This is a genomic window from Pseudomonas kitaguniensis, assembly GCF_049199985.1.
Classification (GTDB): Bacteria; Pseudomonadota; Gammaproteobacteria; order Pseudomonadales; family Pseudomonadaceae; genus Aquipseudomonas; species Aquipseudomonas kitaguniensis.
Genome location: NZ_JBLZPT010000038.1, coordinates 1 through 12,313, shown reverse-complemented (window position 1 = coordinate 12,313; position 12,313 = coordinate 1). Strand labels below are relative to the sequence as shown.

The 12,313-nt window shown below is 62.7% G+C and carries 11 protein-coding genes; 6 read left to right on the top strand and 5 right to left on the bottom strand.

The window, feature by feature from the left end:
* Positions 1 to 25: 25 nt before the first annotated feature.
* Genes ACOZK9_RS26280 through hflK (ACOZK9_RS26265) form a run of 4 tightly spaced genes read right to left on the bottom strand, consistent with a single transcriptional unit; the run spans position 26 to position 5,870 of the window.
* The gene (locus tag ACOZK9_RS26280) at positions 26 to 1,912 is read right to left on the bottom strand and encodes a cation-translocating P-type ATPase (protein ID WP_421556906.1); all 1,887 of its coding nucleotides are present in this window, start codon (positions 1,910 to 1,912) and stop codon (positions 26 to 28) included.
* Complete coding sequence (gene hflK, locus ACOZK9_RS26275; protein WP_058415795.1) at positions 1,909 to 2,943, bottom strand: protease modulator HflK; 1,035 nt, start codon at positions 2,941 to 2,943, stop codon at positions 1,909 to 1,911. Before hflK (ACOZK9_RS26275) ends, ACOZK9_RS26280 begins: the two co-directional genes overlap by 4 nt.
* Entirely contained in the window at positions 2,940 to 3,935 is a 996-nt protein-coding gene (gene hflC / locus ACOZK9_RS26270; protein ID WP_172979452.1) for a protease modulator HflC, read from the bottom strand. The genes hflK (ACOZK9_RS26275) and hflC overlap by 4 nt, the downstream gene beginning before the upstream one ends.
* A gap of 9 nt (positions 3,936 to 3,944) precedes the next feature.
* Entirely contained in the window at positions 3,945 to 5,870 is a 1,926-nt protein-coding gene (gene hflK, locus ACOZK9_RS26265; RefSeq protein ID WP_421556905.1) for a protease modulator HflK, read from the bottom strand.
* Positions 5,871 to 6,102: 232 nt separating this feature from the next.
* Here hflK (ACOZK9_RS26265) and ACOZK9_RS26260 point away from each other — a divergent pair, with 232 nt between their 5' ends.
* The 6 genes from ACOZK9_RS26260 to ACOZK9_RS26235 are packed head-to-tail and all read left to right on the top strand — an operon-like array spanning position 6,103 to position 11,789.
* Positions 6,103 to 6,726 carry a CDP-alcohol phosphatidyltransferase family protein gene (locus ACOZK9_RS26260; protein WP_421556904.1) on the top strand — a complete coding sequence of 208 codons (624 nt, stop codon included), beginning with the start codon at positions 6,103 to 6,105 and terminating at the stop codon, positions 6,724 to 6,726.
* A gap of 10 nt (positions 6,727 to 6,736) precedes the next feature.
* The gene (locus ACOZK9_RS26255; RefSeq protein ID WP_421556903.1) at positions 6,737 to 8,491 is read left to right on the top strand and encodes a bifunctional alpha/beta hydrolase/class I SAM-dependent methyltransferase; all 1,755 of its coding nucleotides are present in this window, start codon (positions 6,737 to 6,739) and stop codon (positions 8,489 to 8,491) included.
* Positions 8,492 to 8,493: 2 nt separating this feature from the next.
* On the top strand, positions 8,494 to 9,792 hold the full coding sequence (locus ACOZK9_RS26250) for a phosphatase PAP2/dual specificity phosphatase family protein (RefSeq protein ID WP_421556902.1): 1,299 nt from the start codon (positions 8,494 to 8,496) through the stop codon (positions 9,790 to 9,792).
* The gene (locus tag ACOZK9_RS26245; RefSeq protein ID WP_058415801.1) at positions 9,782 to 10,225 is read left to right on the top strand and encodes a hypothetical protein; all 444 of its coding nucleotides are present in this window, start codon (positions 9,782 to 9,784) and stop codon (positions 10,223 to 10,225) included. The genes ACOZK9_RS26250 and ACOZK9_RS26245 overlap by 11 nt, the downstream gene beginning before the upstream one ends.
* A gap of 9 nt (positions 10,226 to 10,234) precedes the next feature.
* The gene (locus tag ACOZK9_RS26240; RefSeq protein ID WP_058415802.1) at positions 10,235 to 10,855 is read left to right on the top strand and encodes a lysophospholipid acyltransferase family protein; all 621 of its coding nucleotides are present in this window, start codon (positions 10,235 to 10,237) and stop codon (positions 10,853 to 10,855) included.
* 1 nt (position 10,856) lies between these two features.
* Complete coding sequence (locus ACOZK9_RS26235; RefSeq protein WP_058415803.1) at positions 10,857 to 11,789, top strand: phosphatidate cytidylyltransferase; 933 nt, start codon at positions 10,857 to 10,859, stop codon at positions 11,787 to 11,789.
* A 9-nt stretch (positions 11,790 to 11,798) separates the two neighbouring features.
* Here ACOZK9_RS26235 and ACOZK9_RS26230 read toward each other — a convergent pair whose 3' ends face one another.
* Positions 11,799 to 12,161, bottom strand: a complete 363-nt coding sequence (locus ACOZK9_RS26230) for an avidin-fold protein (protein WP_421556901.1) — start codon at positions 12,159 to 12,161, stop codon at positions 11,799 to 11,801.
* Between the last annotated feature and the right edge of the window lie 152 nt (positions 12,162 to 12,313).

Sequence of the window (12,313 nt, the reverse complement as noted above, 5' to 3'; positions counted from 1 at the left end):
AGCCGTGCGCGGTTATTTATGAAAATTATTCCTCCAGCTTGAAAAGAGGTTCCTGAAAGCGCAGCAAACGCCCGGCGTTACCCAGTACCAACAAGGTGCTGAGGTTATGCAGTACCGCCGCAATCATTGCACCTGCCGCCCCCAACCAGCCAAACGCAGCAAACACGACGATCGCCAACGTCCAGCCCAGACCAATGATCACATTGACCTGCAACGTGTGGCGGCACTGGCGACTCAAGCGCACACACGTGCCCAAGCGGCGCAAATCGCTGCCGATCAACACCACGTCCGCCGAGGCCAACGCGATGTCGGCACCGCCCGCGCCCATCGCCACGCCAACCACGCCCGCCTTGAGCGCCAGCGAGTCGTTGATGCCATCACCCACCACCATCGGCCGGAAGCCGCTGCCGATTTCCCCCAGCACGCGGTTGAGCTTGTCTTCCGGCAAGGCCTGCGCCTGGACGTCGCTGATGCCCACGTCCAGCGCCAGGCTGTCGGCCACACTCTGGCGGTCGCCGGTGAGCAGCACTTGCCGGCCCAGGCCCAAGTCCCGCAGTTCTTGCAGTGCCTGCCGCGCTTCCGGCTTGACGCTGTCAGCCAGCAACAGCCACGCAAGGAATTGCCCATTCAACGCCAGCCCGGCAATCGGGCCGTCGTGTTCAGGCACAGCGCTGCTGACGATGCCTAACTGCTCGAACAACTCCGGCCGCCCCAGCGCTGCCTCGCCCTGTTCGGTCTGCGCCACCACGCCAAGGCCTTGGCGCTCGCGAATGTCGGTCAACTCGAGCAGTTGTTCTTGCGTCGCCAAGCCCGCCAGTGCGCGGCTGACCGGGTGGCTGCTGGCCGAACCAAGGCTTGCCGCCAGGTTCAACAACGCCTGTTGGTCTGGCAAAGCGGTTTCGATGGACTGCAAACGCAGAGTGCCAAACGTCAGCGTGCCGGTCTTGTCGACCACCAATGACGTCAGGTCCGCCAGCTCCTCCAGAAACGCCGAGCTGCGAATCAAAATCCCGTGCCGCGCCGCCACTGCAATCCCGGCAATCGCCGTGGCCGGTGCCGACAGCACCAATGCACACGGGCACGCCGCCACCAACACGGCGAGCATCGCCTGCGCGTCGTTGGTCACAAACCAGGTCACCGCCGCCAGCAACAACACCAGCACCATATAGCTGCCGGCATAGCGCTCCAGCAGCCGCGTGATGGGCGGCTTGGAGCGTTCGGCGTTCTGCATCAACGCGATGACTTTGCCCAGCGTCGACTCATCACCCGTGCGCGTCACCTGCAGGCGCAGCACACCGTCGAGGTTAATCGCCCCGCCGAATACCTGCACACCCACACTGGCTTCCAGCGGCACCGACTCGCCGGTAATCGGCGCCGTGTCCAGGCTGGCCTGGCCCGACAGCACCACGCCATCGGCGGGCACGCGGTCACCGGCACGCACTTCGACGATGTCGCCGGTGCTCAGCGTGCCGTTATCCACTTCCACAATGCTGCCATCAGCCTGCACCCGCCGCGCATGGCTGCGTGTCAGCTTGCCGAGTGCATGGATCGCTTCCTGCGAGCCGATCACGCTGCGCTCTTCCAGCACGTGGCCAAAAATCATGATGATCGGCAGCAACGCGGCGGTCAGCAGGTCGCCCGTGGCCCACGCGCCAATCATCGCCAAGGCGATCAATTGGTCGGTGATGCCGTGCAGGCTCGGGTAGCGCAGGCTGTACCAGGCCGAGCGCATCACCGGCACCGCCACCAGCAACGACGCCACGCCCAGCAGCAACTGGCTGACACCGCTCTGGTCCGGCGCCAGCCAGCGCCACACCAGGCCCAATACCAATAAGCCCAAGGCCAGCATGGCCAGGGTCAATTGCCGGGCAGCACTGCGCTGTTCGGCTGATGTCAGCATGGGCGCGCTCATTGTTCGGCTCCCTGAATGATCAAGCGGGAGTCGTCTTTAGGGTCGACCGTGGTAACGGAACCGGCCTGGCCGAGAATTTTCGGCAAGCGCTCGCGGTACAGACGTTGCAGCAAACCTGGGTCTTTGACCTGCGCCAGGCTGGCAACCGTGGCGGTTTGCGCTTGGGCATTGGCCAGACGTTCGCTGGCCTGGGCGTGGGCGACTTGCACCAGGCGGTCGGCCTGCTGGTTCGCGGTTTGAGTGAGTTTTTCTGCTTCGGTACGAGCATTCGCCACCGCTTTATCGGCTTGCTGGCTGGCGGTCAGCACGGCGTTGAAGGCATTCACCGCCGGGCCCGGCAGGCTCGATTGCACGTCGACCCGGTCGACTTCGATGCCCAGCCCCAAACCGCTGGAGGCCAACTCGGCCAGGCGCTTGTTAATGCCTTGCACCAGATCACCGCGCAAACGCTCACGGCGCTCGGCGGCGCGGTTGTCAGTACCGATCAATTCCGGGCGCGCCACCAGAATCGTGTCCAGGTCCCGCGCTGCCGTGAGGGCCACGGCACTGCGCGTCACCAGTCGGTCCAACGCCGGCAGTACATGCTCGCCCTGCAGCACAAATGCGTAGGGCTCGGTGACCTTATAGAACACCCGCACATCCAGTTGCACCACACCGGCATCGCCCGTCAGCAGGTACCCGGAACCGGCCAGCGCATCGCTCAATGGCGCGGCAAAACTGGCGACACGGTCGGCCTGCGTCGCCGCGTCGGAACGCAGCAGGTTCTGCACCCGGCGCTCGATCACGCGGTCCGCCGCCGGCAACAGCACGACTTGCTCGAACGGCTGCGGCCACGCCAGCAACAACCCGGCGTTTTGAATGCGGTCCAAGGCCCCGAAATGCAACACCACCGCGCGGTTTTGCGGGTCGATCTGGCGCACATTGGAAAACGCCCAAGCCAACGCCGCCAACACCGTCACCGCATACAGCGCCAGGAAGGTCAGGCGCCCGGCCTGAATCCATGGGCTGTCCGGGTCGTCACGCGTGGTCATGGCTGAACGTCCTTCGGCCCGTCCACCAACGCGCGAAATGGCGCGGCGTCAGTGCGCAGGATGATCTTGGTCCCCGGCGTGACCACCGTGCCCAAGGTGTCGAGCGAGCGCAGCAGGTTGTACAGCTGAGGATTGCCCGCGTAGGCGCGCCCATAAATTTGCGCCGCTTCAACCCGCGATTGCGCTTCGATTGCGGCGGCTTTCACCGTGGCATCGGCTTGCACAATGCGCGCATCCCGCTCGGCGGCCGAGCGGATCTGCGCCGCTTCGCGCTTGCCCACGGCGGTGCGTTCGGTGGCGATGGTTTCGCGCTCGGCACGCATGCGGTCGACGGTGGCGGTGAGGGTCACCGACGGCAAGGTCAGCCGCTCAACGCCCACTTGCGCCACACGTACGCCATAGGTGGTGAGCAATTGTTGATCAATTTGCTGACGCAACTGCGCCTCAAAATCGGCGATGCGCACTTGGCTGGCGTCGGTGTTGATCAGGCTGGACAGGTCGAAGCTGGCGGCTGTGGTTTCCAGCGCCGAGCCAACGAAGGTGCGAATCTGCCGCGCAGCTTCATCCGGCTGGTTCTGCACCGCGCGCATAAAACGCTGCACATTGTCGGCGTCGCCCTGCACCTGCCACGCCACGTAGGCCTGCACGATGATCCGCAGGCCGTCACGTGTGCCCACATCCTGCAAGCCGCTGGACGTGGTGCGCAGGCGCAGGTCCACCGGGATCGCCGCTTCGAACGGCGCTGGCCAACGCCAGCCCAGGCCTGGCGCCAGCAGCACCCGCGACGGGTTGCCGAAGCGGGTAATCACCGTGGCCTCACCGGAACGTACCTGCACCAAGCTCGCCGCCGCCACTGCAAACAGCACCAGCAACAGCGCCCAGGCCATGCGCCGCCAAGGGAATGGAGCGGCGACGTGCTCATCACCAGGGTGGTGGTGGCCGTGATGATGGTGATGCGCGTGATGATGGTCGTGAGAATGAGCGCTCAACAGACAGACTCCTTATTGAACGGCTTTAGGCGGCGCCATGGGATCGGCCGGCAAGGTAAAAGAACGCAGATCAATCGTCGGCGCGCCATCGGCGCCCAAACGGTGATCCAAAATAAGCAGTTTGGCGTGGGCCAAGCCTTGGCTCAGTTGGCCGAAATACTGTTCCAGCAAAAAGGCTTGGCCCGCCGCGGCGTAGGCCTTTTGTTCGGCGCTAAAACGCAGGTCAGCCGCTTGCGCGCCGGCATTCACTTCGTGTGCGCCGGCCAGCGCCTGGTCGCGGGCGGTGCTGGCTTGCAATAAGGCTTGGTTGGTTTGCTCACTGGCGGCACCGCGCTCACGCGAGATCAGCGCTTGGGCGCCAATCTGCGCAGCCTGCACGGCGTGATAAGCGTTGGCGGCGCCGGCCGGTGGGTGAATGGCTTCCACCACCGTGGCCAGAATTTCTACACCGCTGTCGAGTTTTTGCAGGTCCGCCTGCACCGCTCGGCCAACCTCGTCAGCCAAGCGCGTGCGTTGTTCGCCGAGCAATTGGTCAAGGGTGCGCGACGCAAAGTCGTGCACCAGAATGCGGCTGGCGGTGCTTCGAATCAGCGTCGGTACATCCGCGCTGTTGTACGTGGCGGCGAGCGCGGCGTGGTCGGTGAGGCCGATGCGGTAGACGAAACGCACGTCCATATTGACGATTTGGAAGCTCTGCTTGTCGCCACTGCTACTGGCAATTACTTGGGATTTGTCGTTCACATGGCTGGCGTCCCACAACCGATTGGCGATCAGCGGCGCCGGGCCTTCAGCAGTCGCCAGCTCCGTCGCGGCAACCTCGCTGACACTGGTAGCGAGTTCATGCACCACGCCGTTTTCCACGTTTAACACGCGGCCCAAAGGCCATGGCAGCCCGGCATGCAGGCCAGGGCCGAAGACTTCCACCGGCTTGCCAAAACGCTCATAAATCCCACGGCCTTGCAGGGGCACTTCGTGCACGCCGGTCAGCGCCCAGCCTACGGCCAGCACCACCAGCAGCACCGGCAGGAATGCCCGGCGCATGTAGGTGAACGCCCATATCTGCCGCAAATCGATGCCGAAGCGGTTATGCAATTCATGCTGCAGCGCCAGCAACGGTTGTGGCGGCCAGCGCAGCAGCCCGGCGATAAAGCTTTGCGCCATCAAGCGTGGTTCAAGGCGCGGCTGGCGCGGGCTGAACAGTGACAGCACGGCCCTTAACAGGAACTCCAGCGCCACCAGCGCGGGCAATAACCCGATCAGTGTTGCCAAGCGCAGCGGCCAAACGGATTGCTCACCGGCAAACAGCAAGCAGGCCGCGCTGACCACCAGGCACACAATCGCCACTCGGCTCAGTTGCGCCAACGGCGAGGCTTCCGGCCATTGGGCGGCGGTTTCCTGAGCCAGACGGCGCTCAAACACCAGCAAGCCAAACGCCAAGGCCAGGGCCAGCGCGGCGCCGATGCTTGCAGACTGGCCAACCGCCGCCGCCGGCAAGGCCAGGTTCCAGAACTCGATAATGCTGACCAACGCGAGCAACGACCAACCGCCGAGCCACAGCACCGGCGCGCCAATCTGTGCCAACACACGGCTGCCGAAACGTCCGGCAAAACGCGCGTACCCGCCCGTGTCTTCAAGTGGCTGTTCGATCAATTCCGGCGCTGGCCCTTCCAGCGCCTGAGCGCGCCAATCGGCGGCCCACCACGCGGACTGCAACCCGGCCACCAAAACCAACAAGGCCGAGGCACAATTGATCAGCACCACCGGCCAGATCGACAGTGGCGCAAACAGCGCGACAAACAAGGCCAACACCCAGCCGCTAACGGCCAGGGCAGTCAGGCTGATGCCGGCTTGCCGCAATCGACGGGCATGGAACACTCCTTGCTGAAAACGCGGCAGGCCTTCAATTGAGGCGCCGTCAGCTTCTAAATCCACTTGCATCCACTCAACGCCCGCTTGCAAACAATTGGTTACGATATAACACGCAGCGTGAAATTTTTGTTCGACAGCAACCGTTTGAGTACTGCACAAATCGCCCGCATTTAATCGGCTGCGCTTCCAGGAGCGTGACGACACCCCCAGAAACACGAGCCATCACTGGTGCAGGCAAGGATTAGTCGGCACACTCCGAGGAGTATTTCGCGGGTCCACGGACAAGGAAGCGTCACCTCCCATGATTTCGATCTATCAACTCAAGCCACGCTTTCAAAACCTGCTGCGCCCGCTGGTGCAGCGCCTCTACGAAAACGGCACCACCGCCAACCAGATCACCGTGCTGGCCGGGGTTATTTCGCTGCTGGTCGGCCTGCTGATAGCCGGCTTTGCCCAACACCTCTGGCTGTTCGCGCTGATCCCGCTATGGATGGTCCTGCGCATGGCCCTCAACGCCGTCGACGGCATGCTCGCGCGTGAGTTCGGCCAACAGTCGCGTCTGGGCGCCTACCTGAATGAACTGTGTGACGTGATCGCCGACAGCGCGCTGATCCTGCCGTTTGCACTTATCCCCGGCGTGAGCCTGGCGCCGGTGCTGCTGGTGACGCTGCTCGCCGTATTCAGTGAATACGCCGGCGTGCTTGGGCCGATGGTTGGCGCGTCACGCCGCTATGACGGGCCGATGGGCAAAAGTGATCGCGCGTTTTTACTCGGCGTGCTGGCCACCGGCGTGGCGCTGGGCTGGTTCGGCGCGGTTTGGGTGGACACGGTGATGTGGCTGGTCGCCGCCCTACTCGCCTACACCGTGGTCAATCGCGTGCGCCAAGGCCTCAAAGAAGAACAAAAAACCTCCCCTTCTGCATAAGGATTTTGCGATGCGCGAACAGCAAGAGCACACCTTCAGTACCCATGATGGCGTCGAGCTTTTCTACCGGCACTGGCCGGCCACCGCTGCACTTGGCGATGCGCCGCGCAAGGCGATACTGCTGTTCCATCGCGGTCACGAACACTCAGGCCGCATTGCTCACATGGTCGATGAACTCGACCTTGCGCAATTCGACTTCTTCGCCTGGGACGCGCGTGGTCACGGCCAATCCCCCGGCGCGCGCGGTGACAGCCCAAGCTTCGCCACCAGCGTGCGTGACGTGCAAACCTTTCGCGATCACATCGGCGCCGCCTACGGCATCGAAGAAGCCAATTGCGCCGTCATCGCCCAAAGCGTCGGCGCAGTCATCGCGGCCACCTGGGTGCACGACTACGCACCGAAAATTCGCGCGCTGGTGCTCGCCTCCCCCGCGTTCAAGGTCAAACTTTATGTGCCGTTCGCCCGCCCTGGCCTGGCGCTGATGCGCAGGTTTCGCGGCAATTTTTTCGTCAACAGTTACGTCAAGGCCAAGTTCCTCAGCCATGACCCGCAGCGCGTGGCGTCCTACGACAACGACCCGCTGATCACCAAAGCCATCTCGGTGAATGTGCTGCTCGGCTTGTACGAAGCGGCCGATCGGGTGGTAGCCGACGCGCAGGCGATTCAGGTGCCGACGCAACTGCTGGTCTCCGGCTCCGACTTTGTGGTGCACCGCAAACCCCAACAGCAGTTTTTCGACCGCCTCGGCAGCCTGAAAAAAGAGCTGCACATCCTGCCCGGGTTCTTCCACGACACCCTCGGCGAACGCGACCGCGCGGTGGCCGTGACCAGCGCCAGGCGTTTTATCCTGCAAAACTTCGCACAGCCGCTGGACCGCGCCTCGTTGCTCGACGCCGACAAATTGGGCGCCACCTGCGCCGAATCCGAATCACTGGCCGCGCCGCTGCCGCGCAATTCGCTGCGCGACCTGTACTGGCGTATGACCCGCGCCAGCATGGGCCTGGGCAAAAACCTCTCGGCCGGAGTGAAGCTGGGCTTCGAAACCGGCTTCGACTCCGGCAGCACCCTCGATTACGTGTACCGCAACACACCCACCGGCAAGGGCGGGCTGGGGCGAATGATCGACGCCAACTACCTCAACTCCATTGGCTGGCGTGGCATCCGCCAGCGCAAGCTGAACGTCGAAGAACTGCTGCGCCTGGCCATGACGCGGTTGCGCGCGGACGACCGCGACGTGCGCATTGTGGATATCGCCGCGGGCCACGGGCGCTACATTCTTGAAGCGTTGCAGGGCGTGTCGCCGCTGCCGGAATCGATCCTGCTGCGCGACTACAGCGACATCAACGTACGCGACGGCAGCGCGCTGATCCGCGAGAAAGGCCTGGGGGACGTCGCAGAGTTCGTCAAAGGCGACGCGTTTGATCGCGCGGACCTGGCGGCACTCAACCCCAAACCGAGCCTGGCGGTGGTGTCCGGGCTGTATGAATTGTTCGCCGATAACGGCATGGTCGGCGGCTCCTTGGCCGGCTTGGCTGAAGCAGTGGAGCCCGGCGGTTACCTGGTCTACACCGGCCAGCCGTGGCACCCACAGTTGGAATTGATCGCCCGTGCGTTGACCAGCCATCGCCAGGGCCAAGCCTGGGTGATGCGCCGTCGCAGCCAGGCGGAAATGGATCAACTGGTCGAAGCCGCAGGCTTTCGCAAGATCACCCAGCGCGTGGATGAGTGGGGCATTTTCACTGTGTCCCTGGCACAGAAGATCTGAGCATGCGCGAACCCGGTTTATTAAAACCCGCTGTCCTGTGGCTGCTGCTATTGGCGCCGCTGTTTTTCAGCACTTATGGGTTTGCCACTTGGGTGACCAGCCAGCGCAGCGACGTGGGTGCGCTGGTGTTCGGCTGGGAAAGCCATATGCCGTTCCTGGCCTGGACCATCGTGCCCTACTGGTCCATCGACTTGCTCTACGGCTTCTCCCTGCTGCTGCCCAACAGCCGCCATGCGCTGAAACAACACGCGCTGCGCCTGCTAAGCGCTCAACTAATCGCCGTGAGCTGTTTCCTGATCTGGCCGCTGCGTTTCACTTTCGAGCGGCCCGAGCTGGACGGCGTATTTGGCTGGCTGTTTGCGGTGCTGGCGGGTTTTGACAAGCCGTTCAACCAGGCGCCGTCGTTGCATATTGCGCTGCTGGTCATCCTGTGGGTGGTTTACCAGCGTCACACCCAAGGGCTTTGGCGTTGGGTGGTGCATGGCTGGTTTGCGTTGATCGGTGTTTCAGTGCTGACCACTTATCAACATCACTTTATAGACTTACCCACAGGAGCCCTCGCCGGGTGGTTGTGTGTGTGGTTATGGCCGATGGGACATCCGAGCCCGCTGCTGAATGCGCGATTCACACGCAATTCGAAGCGCTGGCGGTTGGGCGCCCGCTACGGTCTGGGCACTTTGGCAGTAGCGATCCTCGCGTTCGCGCTCGGCGGTGGGTGGCTATGGTTGCTTTGGCCGGCCGTGTCCCTTGGCCTGATCACGGCCAATTACTGCGTACTCGGTGCGTGGGGCTTTCAAAAGCGTGCCGACGGCCGGTTGACACCCGCCGCTCGCTGGCTGTATGCACCTTACCTGGCTGCGGCGTGGGTTAACTCGCGGCTGTGGACGCGACACCATCCACAGCCCGACCAGATTGTGGATAACGTTTGGCTGGGTCGACTGCCTGCAACAAGCGAACAGGGCTCATTCAAGGCCATCGTAGATCTGTGCGCCGAATTGCCGATTAATCCACAGGGCCGCGCTTATCACAGCATCCCTGTGCTGGACCTGATCGCACCCACGCCTGCCGAATGCCTGCAAGCTGCGCAGGCCATCGAACGCCTGCGTTCAAACGGGCCGTTGCTGGTGTGTTGCGCGCTCGGTTACTCGCGCAGCGCCACCGCCGTCGCCGCCTGGCTGCTGCACAGCGGCCGCGCCGCCACGATTGATCAGGCGTTGACTATTATTCGTACAGCACGGGCCGATGTGGTCCTGCATCCCGCTCACCGCGAAGCCTTGGAGGGCTTACCCAATGCCCGCTGATATGGACCTCCAGGTGGTCGCCAGCCTGCTGCGTCGTGGTCGTTCACTGGATCAGTTATCCACAGGCCTGACGCTACTCGGCGTGTTGTTCGGCCTGGCCCAGTTGCTGATGGCGAGTATTTCGAGCATCTGCCTGCTACTCGCCCTGTGGATGATTATTTTGGGGCTGCTGCAAAAGTACTGGGCGCTGCGGGTGGCGTTTGATGCCGACCTGTTCGCTCTGCTGGCCCGCGATACCAAACGCACCGCCGACCTCGACCAGGCCTTGCAAGCCCTTGGCCTGCAATCGGCCAAGCGTGCTGGCAGACCGTGGACAGAACGCCGTCGCGGCGCCCTCAAACTGCTGCGCAAGCAAGCCTGGTTGCTCGGTGCGCAAGTGCTGCTGACCGTGGCCGTGATTTTCGCCAGCCCTTGGCTACCTTTCGCCGGATAAGGAAATCCCATGTTCGAACCCGTGGTCGCCACGCTGATTACCTCAATGGCCCGCACCGTCACCGGCGCCCGCAGCCTATGGTTGGGCTGCGCGCCAGTGCCGGTACAACGTATCTATTTCGCCAACCACAGTAGCCACGGCGATTTTGTATTGCTGTGGGCGTCGTTACCGCAAAACCTGCGCAAATTCACGCGCCCGGTGGCCGGTAGCGATTACTGGAACAAAAGCGCCTTGCGTCGCTACATCATCAACCGCGTGTTTAACGGCGTGCTGATTGATCGCGAGCGCAAAGAGCCTGTGGATAACCCCTTGCAACCAATGCTTGCGGCCCTGGAAGGTGGCGACTCGCTGATCATCTTCCCCGAAGGTACACGCAACCTTGAAGCAGGCTTGCTGCCGTTCAAAAGCGGCCTGTATCACTTGGCAAAAAGTTACCCACAGGCCGAACTGATCCCGGTATGGATCGCCAACCTTAACCGCGTCATGCCCAAAGGCCGCGTACTGCCGCTGCCGTTGCTGTGCACCACCAGCTTTGGCGCGCCGCTGCACTTGGAAGAAGGCGAAGACAAAGCCGTGTTTCTTCAACGCACACGCGATGCCCTGCTTGCCCTCGCCCCGGAGCTTGTCTGACATGGATAGCCAAACCCTGATGTTGTTCGGCGGGATCGGCGCGATCCTGGTGCTCGCCTCGCTGATCGGCCTGATCCTCAAGCTGCGCACCCGTGGCACGCCGAATGCGGTAATCGATAACCTCAACGCGCGTATCAACGCGTGGTGGGTGATGGTGGTGGTGATCGGCATTGCCTTCTGGCTCGGCACTGCCGCGGTAATCTTGCTGTTCTACGCGGTGTCGTTCTACGCCCTGCGCGAATTCCTCACCCTCACACCCACGCGCCGCAGCGACTACCCGGCGCTGGTGGCCGCGTTTTACCTGGCGCTGCCGCTGCAATACCTGCTGATCTACGCCGACTGGTACGGGCTGTTCTCGATCTTTATCCCGGTGTACGTGTTCTTGCTGCTGCCGATCCTCGCCTCCCTCGGCGGCGACAGCACACACTTCCTCGAACGCGCCTCCAAGGTGCAATGGGGCTTGATGATCGCGGTGTTTTGCGTGTCCTTCGTACCCGCGCTGCTGACCCTCGACATCCCCGGCTACGAAGGCCGTAACCTGCTGCTGATCGCCTACCTGGTGATCGTGGTGCAACTGTCGGACGTGTTGCAGTACGTGTGCGGCAAGCTGTTCGGCAAACACAAGATTGCGCCCAACCTGTCGCCGTCCAAAACCTTCGAAGGCTTCTTCGGCGGAATTCTGCTGTCATCGCTGATCGGCGCCGCGCTGTGGTGGACCACGCCGTTCAACCCGTGGCAGTCATTCTTGATCGCGCTGTTGATCAACCTGCTGGGTTTTGCCGGCGGCATTGTGATGTCGGCGATCAAGCGCGACCGTGGCGTGAAAGACTGGGGGCATATGATCGAAGGGCACGGCGGGATGCTGGATAGGCTGGATTCGGTGTGCTTTGCAGCGCCGATTTTCTTTCATCTTGTGCGCTACTGGTGGACCTGAACCTGGCCCCTAATCGGAGAGCTCCAGGTAGTGGGATTCCCCACCGCCTGTCGCGCCCGACAACCAGCCCCATACAAAACTCAGCGTGGTGCGCCCGGCCTGATCAACGCCGACCGTGCCACGCGACCAACCGGCCAGCAACTCGCCCTCGTGGGTCAGGCACTGATAAAGCAGCTCGATGGTGTCAGGGCCGGTAACGCGCCCGACTTGGGTTCCCGCGCGAATTCGCCCGCCCTGGTAAGTACCGGAAATGGCATCACCCTCGACACGGTAGTGAAACACCGTGCCGGCACCGGAAAGCCCGTGGGTGTTGGCGGCGACCGTAAATCGGCGATTATTCAAACGCTGGTGGAGTTGTGCGGGGGGTTGCATCGAAGTCGCATCCTTTCGCTGAGGCCTGGTGGTTATCAACAACATAGTTTGACACAGCCCCTCCCGTAAATCGGGGTCTGTAGGATGATTCGGGGTAAAGGCAACAACAACATAGATTGACACAGATGGGTCGCACTTCAAATACGGGGCTC